Raw genomic sequence first — 16,048 nt, 5'->3', positions numbered from 1 at the left:
CGGGGCGGCACTCTGCCGCCCCGCCGCCGAGCCGACTAGATTCGGTTCATGGCGGACAGCAAGCGCGAGATCGAGCGGAAATACGAGTCCGAGGACAGCGGGCTTCCCGACCTGACCGGCGTCGCCGGGGTCGCGGCCGTTGCCGACAAGGGCGTCGCCCACCTCGACGCCACCTACTACGACACCGTCGACGAACGCCTCGCCGCGTCGTCCGTCACCCTGCGCCGCCGCACCGGCGGCTCCGACGCGGGCTGGCACCTGAAGTTCCCGATCGCCCCGGGCGTCCGCGACGAGCTGCACGCCCCGCTCTCCGACACCCTCCCCGACGATCTCGCCGGGCTCGTCCGCTCCCGCGTCCGAGGCGGAGAGCTGCTGCCCGTGGTCCGGCTGCGCACCGACCGTGACGTACGCCACCTCGTCGACGCCGACGGAGGGCTCCTCGCCGAGGTCGCGGTCGACGCCGTACACGCCGAGCGGCTCACGGCCGGCGGCGGCCAGGCGCAGTGGACCGAGATCGAGGTGGAACTCGCCGACGGCGGCGACCCGGCCCTGCTCGACAAGGTGGAGAAGCGGCTGCGCAAGGCGGGCGTACGGCCCTCGGCGTCGGCGTCCAAGCTGGCCCGCGCCCTCGCCGAGACGGCGCCGGCCAAGAAGCGCCCGTCCGCCCCCGCCGGGGACCCGGTGACCGCCGGGGACCATGTGCTCGCCTATGTGCGCACCCAGCGCGACGCGATCGTCGAGCTCGACCCGGCCGTCCGCCGGGACGCCGAGGACTCCGTGCACAGCATGCGCGTGGCCACCCGACGGCTGCGCAGCACCTTCAAATCGTTCGGCAACGTCCTCGACCGGAAGGTCACCGACCCGGTCGGCGACGAGCTGAAATGGCTGGCCGGCGAGCTGGGCCTGGACCGCGACCGCGAAGTGCTGGCCGAACGGCTGACGGCGGCCCTCGACGAACTTCCCGCCGGCCTAACCCGCGGACCGGTGTCCGAGCGGCTGCTCACCTGGTCGAGCGCCGAGCACGAGGGGGCCCGCGGCCGGCTCCTCGGCATCCTGGACTCCCGCCGTTACCTGGCCCTGCTCGACACCCTGGACGCGCTGATCGCCGACCCGCCGCTGCGCGAGGCGGCCGGCAAGAAACCCCGCAAGGTGATCGCCAAGGCCGTGAAGAAGGACTTCCGCAAGGTCACCGGGCTGGTCCAGCAGGCACGGGAACTGGGACCCGGCACCGACCGGGACATCGCGATCCACGACGCCCGCAAGAAGACCAAGCGCACCCGCTACGCGGCGGAGGCGGCCGAACCGTCCCTCGGCAAACCGGCCAAGAACCTGGTCAAGTCCATGAAGGGATTGCAGAACCTGCTCGGCGAGCACCAGGACAGCGTGATGGCCCGGGGAACCCTCCGCGAGCTGTCGGCGGTCGCCCACGCGGCGGGGGAGAGCGCCTTCACCTACGGCCTGCTCCACGAGCGCGAGGAGCAGCGGGCCCTGCGCGTGGAGGCCGAACTGCCCGGGTTCTGGGACGGGATCAAGGACGGGGCGGCGAGCCTCTGAGCCTCGGGCGTACGAGGACGCCCCGCGGTCACGTTAGGCTGGATGGTCACCCCTGTCAGTACAGTCCAGCTCACGAAGGTGCGCGACATGCCTGCCGAAGTCGCTGCGTCGGTGTTCCCGCAGCTCGAAGCTCTGCTCCCGCATGTGCAGAAGCCGATCCAGTACGTCGGCGGAGAACTCAACTCCACGGTCAAGGACTGGGAGTCCTGCGACGTCCGCTGGGCGCTCATGTACCCGGACGCCTACGAGGTCGGTCTGCCCAACCAGGGCGTCATGATCCTCTACGAGGTCCTCAACGAGCAGCAGGGCGTCCTCGCCGAGCGCACCTACAGCGTGTGGCCGGACCTCGAGGAGCTCATGCGGGAGCACGCCGTCCCGCAGTTCACGGTGGACAGCCACCGGCCGGTCAAGGCTTTCGACGTGTTCGGCCTGTCCTTCTCCACGGAGCTGGGCTACACGAACATGCTGGCCGCCCTGGACCTGTCCGGCATCCCGCTGGAGTCCAAGGACCGCGGCCTGGACGACCCGATCGTCATGGCCGGCGGGCACGCCGCGTTCAACCCCGAGCCGATCGCGGACTTCATCGACTGCGCGGTGATCGGCGACGGCGAGCAGGCCGTCCTCGAGGTCACCGCGATCATCCGCGCCTGGAAGGCGGAGGGCCGCCCCGGCGGCCGCGAGGAGCTCCTCTTCCGCCTCGCCCGGACGGGCGGGGTGTACGTCCCCGGCTTCTACGACGTCGAGTACCTCCCGGACGGCCGGATCGCCCGTGTCGTACCCAAGCGCAGCGGTGTCCCGTGGCGGGTCTCCAAGCACACCGTCATGGACCTCGACGAGTGGCCGTACCCCAAGCAGCCCCTGGTCCCGCTGGCCGAGACGGTCCATGAGCGCATGTCGGTGGAGATCTTCCGCGGCTGCACCCGCGGCTGCCGCTTCTGCCAGGCCGGCATGATCACCCGCCCGGTCCGCGAGCGCTCCATCACGGGCATCGGCGACATGGTCGACAAGGGCCTGAAGGCGACGGGCTTCGAGGAGGTGGGCCTGCTGTCCCTGTCCTCGGCGGACCACACGGAGATCGCCGACGTCGCCAAGGGCCTGGCGGACCGCTACGAGGAGGACAAGATCGGTCTGTCCCTCCCCTCCACCCGCGTGGACGCCTTCAACATCGACCTGGCGAACGAACTGACGAGGAACGGCCGCCGCTCCGGCCTCACCTTCGCCCCCGAGGGCGGCTCGGAACGCATCCGCAAGGTCATCAACAAGATGGTCTCCGAGGACGACCTGATCCGCACGGTCTCCACCGCGTACGGCAACGGCTGGCGCCAGGTGAAGCTGTACTTCATGTGCGGCCTGCCCACGGAGACCGACGACGACGTCCTCCAGATCGCCGACATGGCGACCAAGGTCATCGCCAAGGGCCGCGAGGTCTCCCGCTCCAACGACATCCGCTGCACGGTCTCGATCGGCGGCTTCGTCCCCAAGCCGCACACGCCCTTCCAGTGGGCCCCGCAGCTCTCCGCCGAGGAGACGGACGCCCGGCTGCAGAAGCTGCGGGACAAGATCCGCGGCGACAAGAAGTACGGCCGCTCCATCGGCTTCCGCTACCACGACGGCAAGCCCGGCATCGTCGAAGGCCTCCTCTCCCGCGGCGACCGCCGCATCGGCGCGGTCATCCGCGCGGTCTATGACGACGGCGGCCGCTTCGACGGCTGGCGCGAGCACTTCTCGTACGACCGCTGGATGGCGTGCGCCGACAAGGCCCTGGAGCCGTTCGGCGTCGACGTCGACTGGTACACCACCCGCGAGCGCACCTACGAGGAGGTCCTCCCCTGGGACCACCTCGACTCCGGCCTGGACAAGGACTGGCTCTGGGAGGACTGGCAGGACTCCCTCGACGAGACGGAGGTCGAGGACTGCCGGTGGACGCCGTGCTTCGACTGCGGGGTGTGTCCGCAGATGGACACGGAGATCCAGATCGGCCCGACCGGGAAGAAGCTGCTGCCGTTGACGGTCAAGAACGCCGGTCCGGCGCCTGCGTCGAGCGGGCACGCGCACTGAGTGTGTCGTCGGCGGCTGCCTCCGCGAGGAGGAGGTAGCCGGCGGCGGTCCAGGTGTAGGCGCGGTCCCGTAGGCCCGTGCCGGTCAAGGCGTCGAAGTTCTCGGCGAAGCCGTGGGTTTCGCACAGGGTGCGGAAGCGGGTGCTGATGTCGGCTGCCAGCCGGTGGTGGCCGGCGCGGCGCAGGCCGTCTTCGATGAGGACCGTGGCGGGGGCCCAGATCGGGCCGCGCCAGTAGCCGTCGGCGAGGTAGTGCGGTGAGGTCGGCAGCTCCGTGGCCAGGCCGTGCGGGGTCAGGTGGGCCGCGATGCGGTCGGCCAGGACGGTGCTGATCTCGGCGGGGAGGTGCTCGCCGAGCACGATGGGCATCAGGTCGAGGAGGCCGGCGCCGGTCCAGGTGTTCCCGCTGTGGACGCCCCGGGTCGTGAAGCGGTCGCCGGTCCAGAGTTCGTCCAGGAGGGCCGCCTGGGTCGCCTCGGCGGTCCGTGTCCAGCGGTGGGCGTCGTCGGGTCTGTCCAAGTGGTTCGCCAGGGCGGCCAGTTCGTGCAGCTGGAGGACGAGGAAGGCGGCCAGGTCCGCGGTGACGACCACGCGTTCGGGGTCGAACGTGGTGGCGTTGTCCCAGCCGCTGTCGTTGCCGTGGTGGTAGTGGGGGAGTGCCGCGCCGGGGGTGCGCCGGGCGGTGAGCCAGAAGGTCGTCCAGCGCTCCAGCCGGTCGTAGGTGCCTGCCAGTTCCGTGCGGTCGGGGGGTGTGGGCAGGCGGCGGCGCAGGTGGCCGAGGGTCCAGCCGTGGATGGGCGGTTTGACGAAGTTGCGCAGGACCTCGGAGTGGGTGACCGAATCGGGGAGCGCCCCGGTCTCGTCCTGGTGGTCGAAGGGAAGCTGGTACTGGTCCCAGGCGAGTTCGGGGCAGCCGGGGGCCAGGGCCAGGGCGTTGAAGCAGTGGTCCCAGCTCCAGACCTTGTCCATCCAGTGCTTGGACATGAGGACGGCGGGCCGGGGGACCAGTCCGGCCGGGCGTACGGTCGCGGACCACAGGACGTAGGCGGCGAGTTCGGCGGCCGGGGCGGCCGGGGTACGCCAGGGGGCCACCGCGTCGACGAAGTCCGCGAAGGCGTTCCGAGCGGCTTCGAGGATCTTGCCGAAGGGTGATGCCGGTACGTACGGCGGGCGGGCCGTGTCGAGTTCCTCGACCGCGATCTCCCAGGAGCCGTCCGGGCCGGCGGTGACCGTGAGGCCGCGGTCGGCGGTGCCCAGGGTCTGGTCGCCGTGGGTGTGGGTCACCGTGCCGGACAGGACGGTGACGCGGTAGCGGCGGCCGGTCTCGTACGACGTGAAGACGTAGGCCTCGGTGGCCGCGTCGCGGAAGAAGTACGTGCCGCTGAAGGGGGTCAGGGTGCGGGCCGAGGCGGAGACGCGCAGCGGCAGTGCCGTGCCGCGCAGGCGGACGGTGTCCGGCGACTCGTAGGTGAGGTCGATGCGACCGGCCCTGCTGACGCCGATCCAGCTCAGCAGGGCCGGGCTGGCCTCCACCCGGGTCTCGGCCCGCTCGCCCGTCACCCGGTCGAGGGGCGTCAGGCTCAGGACGGCGTGCATGCCGTTCTGGTGCGAGACGAGGTGGAGGTCGTCGGCGTACGTCTTCTCCGCCACCACGGGGGAGATGTCGAACCAGGACCCGTACGTGCTGAACGGGATGTCCTGGACGGAGAAGGCCGGGCCGGAGCGGTCGGCGGTCATGAAGGGGCACTCGTTTCTCGAGCAGGGATCGTGCGGGAGGCCGGTCCTCGACCGCACCGGGTCAGTCCTTGACCGCGCCGGCCGTCACACCGGCAGCGACATAGCGCTGGGCCAGGACGAGGATGACGGCGGCCGGCAGCGAGGCCACGACGGCGGTGGCCATGATGGCGTTCCACTCCTGGTTGTTGTTGCCGATGTAGTGGTAGATGCCGAGGGTGATCGGCTCGCGCGCGCCGCCGTTGACGAGGGTGCTCGCGAAGACGAAGTCGGACCAGGACCACAGGAACGCGAACAGCGACACGGTGACGACGGCGTTGCGGCTCATCGGCAGGACGATCGACCGGAAGGTGCGCCAGGGACCGGCGCCGTCCGTCAGCGCCGCCTGGAGCAGTTCGTCGGGGATGCCGGACATGAAGGCGGTGAAGATGAGTACCGCGAAGGGGACGGCCAGGGTGGAGTCGGCGACGATCAGGCCGGGGACGGACTGGAGCAGGCCGAGCTGGAGGTAGATGGCGTAGAAGCCCATCGCCATGATGATGCCGGGGATCATCTGGGCGGTCAGGAGGAGGAAACTCAGTGCTCCGCCGCCGCGTGGGCGCAGTTTGGCCAGCGCGTAGCCGGCGGGGGCGGACAGGGCCACGGTCAGGGCGACGGTGCCCAGGCCGATGACGAGGCTCGTGCCGAGGTAGGGCAACTGCTCGTCGAGGACGGCGCGGTAGCCGGCCAGGGTGCCGTGGGCGGGGAACAGGTCCGGCGGACTCTTGCGCAGGTCCTGGTCGCGGGTGAGGGACACGTTCAGCATCCAGTAGACCGGGAAGAGCATGATCGCGGTCAGCAGGACGCCGATGGCCGTCCTTGCCCAGGTGCGCGCCCAGGCGCGTGTGCCGTTCCGGCTCATGACAGCGCCTGCTTTCTCTGCACCCGGACGTAGACCAGGCCGAACACCAGGGCGGCCACCACCAGCAGGTTGCCCACGGCCGCGCCCGGTCCGAAGGCGGGCAGCAGGTTGCCGAAGCCGAGTTGGTAGGACCAGGTGGCGAAGGTCGTGGAGGCTCCCGCCGGGCCGCCCCTGGTCATGATCCAGATGATGTCGAAGACCTTGAGCGTGTAGACCAGCCCGAGCAGCAGGGTGATCGCGGACACCGGCCGCAGCAGCGGGAAGGTGATGCTCCAGAACCGCCGCCAGGGACCTGCCCCGTCGAGGGCGGCGGCCTCGTACAGCCCGGCCGGGATGGACTGCAGGCCGCTGTGGAGCACGACCAGGTTGAACGGGATGCCGATCCAGATGTTGGCGATGATCACGGAGGTGAGTGACCAGGACGGCGAGGTCAGCCAGTTCACCGGGCCGATGCCGACGGTGCTCAGCAGGGCGTTGACCAGCCCGGAGTCGCTGTTGAGCAGCCATGACCAGGTGGAGGCCGACACGATCAGCGGCAGCAGCCAGGGCACCAGGAACAGCGCCCGCAGGGTGGCGGAGAGCCGGAAGTGCTGGTTGAAGAAGACGGCGAGCGCCAGGCCGATGACGTACTGGAAGACCAGGCACACGGCGGTGAACACGATGGTGTGGAGCAGAGCCGGGGCGAAGGTCGGGTCGTCGAGGACGGTCCGGTAGTTCGCGATGCCGGTGAAGGGCGCGTCGCCCTGGACGAAGGAGCGGACGGTGTAGTCGCGCAGGCTCAGGTCGAGGTTGCGGTAGAGCGGATAGGCGTAGAAGAGGACGAGGTACAGCGTCACCGGGGTGAGGAAGGCCCAGGCGGCCCACTGTCTCGTGTGGATCGTCGGAAGGCCCCGGCCCATGGTCACTTGGCCGCGGACTGGGCGGTGGTGAGCGCGTCCTTCGGCGACTTGGAGCCGCTGAGGGCGGACTGCACGGCCTTCCACAACTGCTCGGAGATCTTCGGGTACTTCGTGCCGAGGTCGTCACTGGTGCGGCCCTTGGCCGACTTGACCGCGTCCACCCATGGCTCGAGGTCGGGGTCGGTCGCCACCTGCTTCTTCTGGACCTCGGCGGTGGGTGCGACGTAGGAGAGGGTGGTGTCGGTGTCGTACAGGTTCTTGGTGCTGGTCAGGCAGGTCGCGAGCTTGCGTGTGGTGGCGTAGCGGCCGGTGTCGCCCTGCACCGGGACGGTGACGAACTCGCCGCCGGTCGGGGCCGCGGCGCTGCCTCCCCGGGCGGCGGGGATGGGCAGGACACCGAAGTCGAAGCCGGCCTTCTTGGCGGCCGCGAGCTGCCAGGTGCCGTTCTCCGCGAAGGCGTAGTCGCCGGTCGCGAACTCCTGCCAGCTGGTGGTCTGGGTGTTGTTGAGCACCGAGTTGGGGGCGTAGCCCTTGTCCAGCCAGTCCTTCCAGAGGGAGAGCGCGGAGACGGCCGCGGGCGAGTCGATGTCGGTCAGCTCCGCGCCGGAGCCCCAGAACCACGGCAGGAACTGGAAGCTGCCCTCCTCGGTGCCGATCGCGGAGAAGGTGATGCCCTTCTTGCCGGCCTCCTTGACCTTCCGCAGCGCCGCCGTCAGCGACGGCCAGTCCTTGACGGTGGCCATGTCCACCCCGGCTGCCTTCAGGACCTTCTTGTTGTAGTAGAGGGCGAGGGTGTTGGCGCCGATCGGGGTGCCGTAGGTCTTGCCGCCCGACTGGCCGGCCGCGAGCAGGTTGGGGTCCACGCCCGAGGTGTCGAGCTGGCTGTCGTCGGTGGTGGTGAGCACGCCCGCCTCGGCGAGGGTCGAAACCACCGGGTTGTCGACGATGAGGACGTCGGGGGAGTTGCCCTGCTGGGCGGCGAGCAGCGTCTTGTTGGCCAGGTCGCTGGTGTCGAAGCCGGTCCGTTTGACCTTCACTCCGGCCTCGCTGCCGCAGGCGTCCAGCAGCTTCACCCACGCGGAGCCCTTGGCGAACTGCGGGTACGGGTCCCAGATCGTGTACGTGCCGTCGTTCGCCGCCTTCGACCCGGTGCCTGCCGAGCCGGAGCCGCAGGCGGTGGCGCTCGTGGCGACGGCCAGGGCGGTCAGGGCCGCGGCGGTCAGGCGGCGCCGTCTGGAGAAGCTGTTCATCGCGGGGTCCTTTGTGTCGGGCATGCGGGTGCCGAGGCGGGGGCGCTGCTGGAAGTGGGCACGCCGAACAGCACTGATGAGCGTCCGGGCGTGTGACGGGGTGAAGGAGGAGGCCAGGGGGCCTTGGTCAGGGCGTCGTATCGGCCCCGGTGCCCGCGGCGGGCGTGGCTCCCGCGGGTCCGGTGCTGGCCCGCAGGGAGATGGGCGGGGTGAGGAGGTGGTGCCGGGGCGGGGCGTCGGGGTGGTCGAGCCGCTCCACCAGCAGGTCTACGGCGAGCCGGCCCAGGTCGGCCGCGGGCACGTCCGCCGCGGTGAGCCGCGGGGTCACCGTCTCCGCCCAGCGGGCGGCCACGACCCCGGTGACGGAGAAGTCGCGCGGGACATGGCGGCCGGCCTGGGCCAGCCCCCGGTACAGGCCGCCCAGCGCGGCCTCGTTCAGTGTGACCAGGCCGGTGGTGGCCGGGTCGTCGTGCAGGATGCGTTCCACACAGGCCTGGCCGGAGGCGGCGTCGTCACCGCAGCAGTAGGTCCGGACGGTCAGTCCGCGCTCGGCCGCGGCCTTGGTGAAGCCGTCCAGGCCGCGGTGCGCGGACTCGTACCCGGCCCGCAGCAGCTGCTCCGGACGGTTGACGAAGGCGATCCGGCGGTGGCCGAGATCGGCCAGGTGATGGACGCAGGCCTCCACGAGCGCGACATGGTCCAGGCCCACCCACCAGCTGCCCTCGGGATGAGCGGTGCGGCCGATGGCGACGGAGGGGAAGTCCAGGGCGGCCAGATGGTCGGCCCGGTCGTCCTCCAGCCTGATCTCCATCAGGATCGCGCCGTCGACCCGCCGCTCACCCAGCAGCCGCTGGAAGGAGCGGTCGCTGTCCACGCCGCTGGGGGACAGCAGCACGTCGTAGTCGTAGACCGCGGCGGCCTCGACGACGCTGCCGATGAAGTCCAGCTGCATTCCCGTGTAGTGGTTCCCGGCCGGCGGGAAGACCAGGCCGAGGGTGCTGGTCCGTCCGTTGGCCAGGGCGCGGGCACTGGCGCTGGGCCGGTACCCGAGTTCGTCGACGACCTGCTGGATCTTCCGGCGGGTGTCGTCCGACACCGGGCGCTTGCCGCTCAGCGCGTAGGACACGGTGCTCCGCGAGACACCGGCCCGGCGGGCGATCTCACCGATGTTCACGGCAACTCCTTGCTCGAAGACCGAACCGGTTCGACATCGATCCGGCCGTTGTCGAACCGGTTCGCATGGAGGGAACGTAGGAACTGCCCGGACGCCTGTCAACACCCCGACCGAACTTCGCAGGCCGGGTGTCGCAGCCGACAAGATCCCGGTGTCGAAGGGATTGCTGGCCCGAGGCGCCGGTGCTAGCTTCCCGAACCGGTTCGACACAGCGATCCCGTTCCCCCGACCTGCCTTCCGCTCTCCGAGCCCGCCACCGTCACCACATCGCGTCTCTGCGCGCAGCCCCAATCGAACCGGTTCGACGACCCCCGACGTTTTGACGACCCCGAACGTTTTGACGACCCCGACGATGAGGACGCCCTCCATGCCATCCGCTGACAGATCCACGCGGCGCCGCGCCCCGGCCGCCGTGGCGCTGACCCTCGGTGCGGGCCTGCTGGCCGCACCGGCAGCCCCCGCGCACGCGGCGGAGCCACCCCGGCCCGCCGCCCGGTACACCTTCGACCAGGACGACATGGCGTCTGGGAAGATCACCGACAGTTCCGGCAACGGCCTGACGGCAGACCTGGTGAACGCCTCCACCGCCCGGTCCGTCGAGGGCACGGCCGGGGGCAGGGCCCTCGCCCTGCCCGGCGGCGCGGCCGGTTCCAGCGGTGCCTACGTCCGCCTGCCCCGCGAAGTGGTCGGGGACACGGCCGACCTGACGGTCTCCGCACGCGTGAAGTGGAGCGGCGACAAGTCGCCCTGGCAGCGGATCTTCGACCTGGGCACCAACACCACCAAGTACCTCTTCAGCACCCCGTACAACGGCAGCGGACTGCTCCAGACCTCCGTGACCACCGGCGGAGGGGGCGCGGAGGCACAGGTGCGCGGCTACGCGCCGCTCCCCGCGGACGAGTGGCGGACCGTCACCGTCACCCTCGACACCTCCGCGGGCCGGCTCACCACCTACCTCGACGGCGTGGCGGTCTCCTCCGCCGAGACCGGCATCAAGGCCAAGGACCTGCTGGAGAGTTCGGCCACCGCCGCCGGCTACATCGGCAAGTCCCTCTACCCGGACCCGCTGCTCAAGGGCGCGATCGACGACTTCACCGTGTGGCACGCGGCGCTGAGCGCCGAGCAGGTGGCCGGTACGGTCGGTGCCGTGCCGACCGTCCAGGAGCTCTCGAAGACGTCCTTCGAGGTCCGTACCACCACCGGAACCGCCCCGTCCCTCCCGGCCGCCGCCCGCGCCTCCTTCTCCGACGGCTACGACCGTGACGTACCGGTCACCTGGGACGCCGTACCGTCCGGGAAGTACGCGAAGCCGGGCACCTTCACCGTGGCCGGAACCGCGGCCGGACGCGCGGTGAAGGCCACCGTCACCGTGGTCCGCGAGGGGCAGCTCACCGTCGACCTCGGCTCGGACACCGGCGCGTTCCACGGGGGCGCCTCCGGCACCCTCTACGGCGTGTACGGACCGGACGTCCCCACCAACAACCTCATGGAGGGCATGGGCCTGCGCACGGTCTCCACCAAGGCCCAGGACGGCCCGCAGCACCCCGGTGCCGACGCGCTGGAGGTGGTCAGGCCGCTGGCCGACTCCACCGACGGCGATGTGTACATCTACATGACCGACATCCACCGCGGCTTCCCGTACCAGTGGCCGGGCGACACCCCGGCGGAGAAGCTCGAGCTCTACCGGGAGAAGGTCGCCCAGCAGGTCGACCAGGTCCTGAAGCTGCCGAAGCAGTACCAGGACAACATCGTCTTCGTGCCGTTCAACGAGCCCGAGGGCAACATGTTCGGCACCGGCGAGTGGAGCTACGACAAGGTCAGCTGGCTCGACAAGCCCGAGCACTACTTCGCCGCCTGGGACGACTTCTACAAGCTCATCAAGGGCAAGATGCCCGACGCCCGTATCGCCGGCCCCAACACCAGCGTCCTGTACGACCAGGTGAAGGGCTTCCTCACCCACACACTGGCCGCCGGCACCCTCCCGGACGTCATCACCTGGCACGAGCTGAGCCACCCGGAGGCGGTGCGCGCGAGCGTCGCCAAGTACCGGGCGTGGGAGAAGGACCTGTTCAAGGGCACCGACAAGGCCGGCACCGAACTCCCCGTCAACATCAACGAGTACGCCTTCAACTACCACACCTCGGTGCCCGGCCAGATGATCCAGTGGGTGTCGGCGATCGAGGAGTCCAAGGTCGACGCCGACATCGCGTACTGGAACATCGACGGCAACCTCTCCGACTCCGCGGTGCAGTCGAACCGCGGCAACGGCCAGTGGTGGCTGCTGAACTCCTACGCGTCGATGAGCGGTCACACCGTCGAGGTGACGCCGCCCTTCCCGGGCGAGAACTACACCATGCAGGGCGTCGCCACGCTCGACGAGCGGCGGAAGCAGGCCCGGCTGCTCTTCGGCGGCTCCACGGGCAAGGGCCACATCACCTTCGCGGGCGTCCCGAGGAAGCTGTTCGGCGACCGTGTGCACGCCTGGGTGAGGGAGATCGAGTGGAGCGGCCAGGTCGGCGACAACTCCGGCCCGAAGCTGCTCACCGAGCGGAACCTGAAGGTCGGTGACGACGGCACGGTGGTCGTCGACTTCGGCGACGGCGGCGCCCTGCCGAAGCTGAAGGAGTCCTCGGCGTACGAGATCGTCCTCAGCCCGGCCGGGAAGGCGAAGAGCACCCAGTCCCCGCCCGTGCGCTGGCAGGGTTCGTACGAGGCGGAGGACGCCGCCCACACCGGGTCCGGCTGGTCGAAGAACGGCCCGGAGGGCTCGCCCAAGGACGTGTCGAAGTTCTACACCTCCGGCGGCTACGACGTGGGCGGTCTGCGCACCGGCTCGGACGTCACGCTGGACTTCACCGTGGACGTGCCCGAGGACGGCGTCTACGACCTGAGCGTCTTCGCCAACTCCCTCAACACCTTCGACAAGGTGAAGGAGCAGGGCCCGGCCAATGTCTTCCTGCGCGTGGACGGCAAGGCGGACAGCGAGCGTGAGCTGCACCTGCCGCTCGGCTACAAGTGGGTGGTCTGGGACCACACCGACACCGAGGTGAAGCTCACCAAGGGCAGGCACACCCTGACGCTCGCCGCCAAGAGCCTCGACGGCAAGCGCGCCACCAAGGGTGACGCCATCGTCGACCGACTCACCCTGTCCCTGCCGGACGCCTCGGCGGGCACCCGGGTGTACGAGGGCGAGCTGGCCTGGCCGGCCGGCGGGGCCCGGCCCGTCTACGACCTGCCGACGCGCTCGGGTGCGGGCGCGGTCCGGCTCGCCAAGGGCCAGACGGCCACGTTCTGGGTCTACTCACCCGCCGACCGCGAGGCCACCCTCAGGGTCGACACCCTCGGCGGCACCGGCGCCCGGCTCTCCGTCAACGGGCACGACGTTCTGCGCCTGGCCAAGAACCGGAACAGCGTGGCCGTGTCCCTCTCGGGCGGCGTCAACAAGGTGACCGTGAACGGCGGCCCGGCCACGACCCTCGTCGACCGTCTGACGGTCACACCTACCGAGGGCAGACTGCCGACGCGTACCTACGAGGCAGGCCAGGCCGACCTCGCGGGCTCGGCGACGCTCGCCCCGCTCTCGCTGGCCACCGACGGCACGGCGATCACGGGCATCGGTGGCGCCCCCGGCAACGGCAACACCGCGACGTTCACCGTCACGGCCGACAGGCCCGGCCTGTACGCGCTGCGCGTCCGTTACTCCAACCCGGAGCAGTCCGAGGCCACGCACTACAACCCGGACCCGCTCGCCCGCCACGCCGACATCAGCGTCAACGGCGGCGAGCCGCGGCGCGTCGGCTTTCCGCACAGCTTCCACCAGAACAACTTCTGGGAGCTGACCGTCCCGGTCCAGCTCGGGAAGGGAAAGAACACGATCGGCTTCCGCTCCGAGGAACTGCCGAACTACGACGGCACCACCTACGCCTCGGACACCTTCCCCGGGGTGCTGCTCCGCTCCCGCTACGCGCCGCTGATCGACCGGATCACCGTCGTGCCGTACGCGCGGGAAGACTGAGAAGACCGAGGGGTGAGGTCGGTCCTCAGGGGGACCCGCTGAGGAGGGCGGGGTCGGTGGCGCTCCCCCGGGGGACCGGCCCGGCCCAGGTTCCCCCGGTTCAGCCACGAGCTGGGGGAGCCGTCAGCTCAGGCGGCCCTGTTCGCAGACGCGCCGGGCGACCTCGCGGAGCTTGATGTTCCGCTCCTGGGAGAAGCGGCGCAGCACGTCGAAGGCCTCCTTCTCGGTGAGGCGGTGGCTGCCCATGAGGATGCCCATGGCCTCGCCGATGAGATGACGAGTGGCGACGGCCTGCTCCATCTGGGCATGGCTGCGGGCACTGGCGAAGGCGATGGCCGCGTGCGAGGCCAGCAGCCAGCCGGCGGTCTCGCTGTCCTCCGTGAAGGCTCCCGGGTGGCCGGAGTAGAGATTGAGCGCGCCGAGCTCCTCGTCCTCGGTGTACAGCAGGAAGCCCATCATGCTGCCCACCCCCAGGTCGCGGGCCTGCTCGGCGTACGCGGGCCAGCGCGGCTGATCGTCGGTGAAGTCGGTGATGCGGAACACCCGCTCCCCTGTGCCGCTGCGGGCCGCGTCGAAGCAGGGGCCCTCCGCCAGGCGCTCCTGCAGCTGGTCGCTCTTGACGACCAGGTCGGACGTCGGAGCGAGCGACTCCGCCCGTTTGCCGTGCAGCAGGAGGATGCCGGCCGCGTCACATCCCGCCACGAGCCTCGTGGCCGAGTCGGTGATGTGCTCGAGGGTGGCCTCGACCGACTCCTGGGCGAGCAGGTCCCGTGCCATGGAGGCCATCTGCTGCGCGAACACGCGCCATTCCACTGTGATTCTCCCTAGGTCGTCGCCTCGGCATCCTCTCCACCCACGTTGTCACGTTTACCCAGAGCGGGCCCACCACTGCGTCATCTATCGAGTTTCGATAGATTTCCATCCGGGCTCGATCGAAGGAGCTGGTCTTCTCCCTCGCGGTCGTTCTCGCGCCCGGCGAGGCCGTCGCACGCGACGTCGAGGCGGCCCGGATGCGGGCCGAGTGGGAAGAGGTCATCTGATGGCGATCGCCGTCGACATCGACGTGATGCTGGCCAGGCGGAAGATGTCCGTGGGCGAGCTCGCGGAACGCGTCGGCATCACCCCCGCCAACCTGGCGGTCCTCAAGAACGGCCGCGCCAAGGCGGTCCGCTTCTCGACACTCGCCGCACTCTGCGAGGTACTGGAGTGCCAGCCGGGGGACCTGCTGCGCTGGGAATCCGACGGTGTGGAGGGCTGAGGCCGTGGGTTCGGGGAGACGCGGGATGGTGCCGGTCCGCATCCGGAGGGCGCGTTGAGGCGTCTTCGACGGTATGGATCTGGAGAAGGCGGCCCACGAGGGCTCCGAGGCGCGGGTCGAGCCGCGCGAGACAGCGGCTGAAGCGTACGCGCCGCCCGTGCGTGAGGGCGCCGCGCCCGAAGGGTGTCTCGCCGTCGCGATCCGGATTCCCGTGCGGATCGTCGTGCTCGTGCTGGTCGTCCCCGTGCGGCTGGTGTGGGACGCCCTCGTCGTGGCCGGGCGGTTCCTGAACGACACGGTGTTCCGGCCGGTGGGGCGGGCGCTGCTGTGGCTCGGGCGGGCGGTGTTCGTCTGGCCGTTCGTGGGGCTGTGGCGCTATGTCGTCGTGCCGGTGGGCAGGGCCCTCGGGTGGCTCGGGCACGTACTCGTGATCGTGCCCCTGGTGTGGCTGTACCGGCACGTGCTGACGCCGGCCGGGCACGCGATCGCGTGGGCCGCCAAGGGGGCCGGGGCCGCGCTCGGCTGGGTGTACAGGCACCTGCTCACGCCCGTCGGGCATGCCGTGACCTGGCTGGTCAGAGGACTCGTCGTCGTACCCGCCCGGTGGCTGTACACCTGGGTTCTCGCCCCAGTCGGGAGGGCGATCGCCTGGTGCGCCAAGGGGCTGGTGTGGCTGGTGAGCACGATCGTCACCGGCATCGGAACCGCCCTCCACTGGATCACCCGGATCCTGCTCGTCCTGCCCGCACTCGCCCTCTGGCGCTGGGTTCTCGCCCCCGTCGGACGGGTCCTCGCCGTCATCGGACGGGAAACATGGGATGCCCTCGGGCACGCGTGGCGCGTCGCCGGGCACATCTCGCTCGCCGTCGGGCGATTCCTCGGCACCCTCTTCCGGTGGATCTTCGTCGAGCCGGCGCGGTGGGTGTACCGCAGCGTGCTGACACCGGTCGGACACGTCGTGCGGGACGCCGTCCTGCGGCCCGTCGCCGAGGCCGCCCGCAGCGTGGGGCGTGCCACCCGGCAGGCCCTGGCCTCCGCCCGGGATTCCGTACGGCAGGCGCGCGCCGACTTCCGGCGGATGCTCTTCGGCGAGCCGCGGCGGCCGCTGCGGGTCGACCGCGGGGAACCTTCGGCGCGCGAGACACGTACTCTTGGTAGCAGTACGACCGCTCTCACGAAGGACTGAACGACACTGGGCAAGCGACAG

The 16,048-nt window shown here is 70.5% G+C and carries 11 protein-coding genes; 5 read left to right on the top strand and 6 right to left on the bottom strand.

Annotated features, from left to right (window positions below):
- The first annotated feature begins 48 nt into the window (after window positions 1-48).
- The gene (locus AC07DF_RS25095; protein ID WP_478975454.1) at window positions 49-1,554 is read left to right on the top strand and encodes a CYTH and CHAD domain-containing protein; all 1,506 of its coding nucleotides are present in this window, start codon (window positions 49-51) and stop codon (window positions 1,552-1,554) included.
- An 87-nt stretch (window positions 1,555-1,641) separates the two neighbouring features.
- Window positions 1,642-3,612: a TIGR03960 family B12-binding radical SAM protein gene (locus AC07DF_RS25090; RefSeq protein WP_478975450.1), complete on the top strand. Its 1,971-nt coding sequence runs from the start codon at window positions 1,642-1,644 to the stop codon at window positions 3,610-3,612.
- On the opposite strand, the gene AC07DF_RS25085 is transcribed toward AC07DF_RS25090, so the two are convergent.
- The 5 genes from AC07DF_RS25085 to AC07DF_RS25065 form a co-directional block, all read right to left on the bottom strand.
- Window positions 3,566-5,347, bottom strand: a complete 1,782-nt coding sequence (locus AC07DF_RS25085; protein WP_478975447.1) for an amylo-alpha-1,6-glucosidase — start codon at window positions 5,345-5,347, stop codon at window positions 3,566-3,568. The genes AC07DF_RS25090 and AC07DF_RS25085 overlap by 47 nt on opposite strands.
- A 61-nt stretch (window positions 5,348-5,408) precedes the next feature.
- Window positions 5,409-6,245, bottom strand: a complete 837-nt coding sequence (locus AC07DF_RS25080) for a carbohydrate ABC transporter permease (protein ID WP_478975444.1) — start codon at window positions 6,243-6,245, stop codon at window positions 5,409-5,411.
- Window positions 6,242-7,144: a carbohydrate ABC transporter permease gene (locus AC07DF_RS25075; protein WP_478976231.1), complete on the bottom strand. Its 903-nt coding sequence runs from the start codon at window positions 7,142-7,144 to the stop codon at window positions 6,242-6,244. The genes AC07DF_RS25080 and AC07DF_RS25075 overlap by 4 nt, the downstream gene beginning before the upstream one ends.
- A 2-nt stretch (window positions 7,145-7,146) precedes the next feature.
- Window positions 7,147-8,394, bottom strand: a complete 1,248-nt coding sequence (locus AC07DF_RS25070; RefSeq protein WP_478975441.1) for a sugar ABC transporter substrate-binding protein — start codon at window positions 8,392-8,394, stop codon at window positions 7,147-7,149.
- 127 nt (window positions 8,395-8,521) lie between these two features.
- Complete coding sequence (locus tag AC07DF_RS25065) at window positions 8,522-9,568, bottom strand: LacI family DNA-binding transcriptional regulator (RefSeq protein WP_478975438.1); 1,047 nt, start codon at window positions 9,566-9,568, stop codon at window positions 8,522-8,524.
- A 367-nt stretch (window positions 9,569-9,935) separates the two neighbouring features.
- Here AC07DF_RS25065 and AC07DF_RS25060 point away from each other — a divergent pair, with 367 nt between their 5' ends.
- Window positions 9,936-13,583 (top strand): LamG-like jellyroll fold domain-containing protein, encoded by a 3,648-nt coding sequence (locus AC07DF_RS25060; RefSeq protein ID WP_478975435.1) that lies wholly within the window; start codon window positions 9,936-9,938, stop codon window positions 13,581-13,583.
- Between the two features lie 123 nt (window positions 13,584-13,706).
- Here AC07DF_RS25060 and AC07DF_RS25055 read toward each other — a convergent pair whose 3' ends face one another.
- Entirely contained in the window at window positions 13,707-14,396 is a 690-nt protein-coding gene (locus tag AC07DF_RS25055) for a GAF and ANTAR domain-containing protein (RefSeq protein WP_478975432.1), read from the bottom strand.
- 226 nt (window positions 14,397-14,622) lie between these two features.
- Here AC07DF_RS25055 and AC07DF_RS25050 point away from each other — a divergent pair, with 226 nt between their 5' ends.
- Together AC07DF_RS25050 and AC07DF_RS25045 are read left to right on the top strand one after the other, a co-directional pair.
- On the top strand, window positions 14,623-14,841 hold the full coding sequence (locus AC07DF_RS25050; protein ID WP_478975429.1) for a helix-turn-helix domain-containing protein: 219 nt from the start codon (window positions 14,623-14,625) through the stop codon (window positions 14,839-14,841).
- Between the two features lie 73 nt (window positions 14,842-14,914).
- Window positions 14,915-16,027: a hypothetical protein gene (locus tag AC07DF_RS25045; RefSeq protein ID WP_478975426.1), complete on the top strand. Its 1,113-nt coding sequence runs from the start codon at window positions 14,915-14,917 to the stop codon at window positions 16,025-16,027.
- Window positions 16,028-16,048: the final 21 nt, after the last annotated feature.

Source organism: Streptomyces sp. NPDC044719 (genome assembly GCF_056433405.1).
The sequence above is the reverse complement of the archived record's forward strand: the minus strand, read 5'-3'. Positions and strand labels throughout refer to the sequence as shown.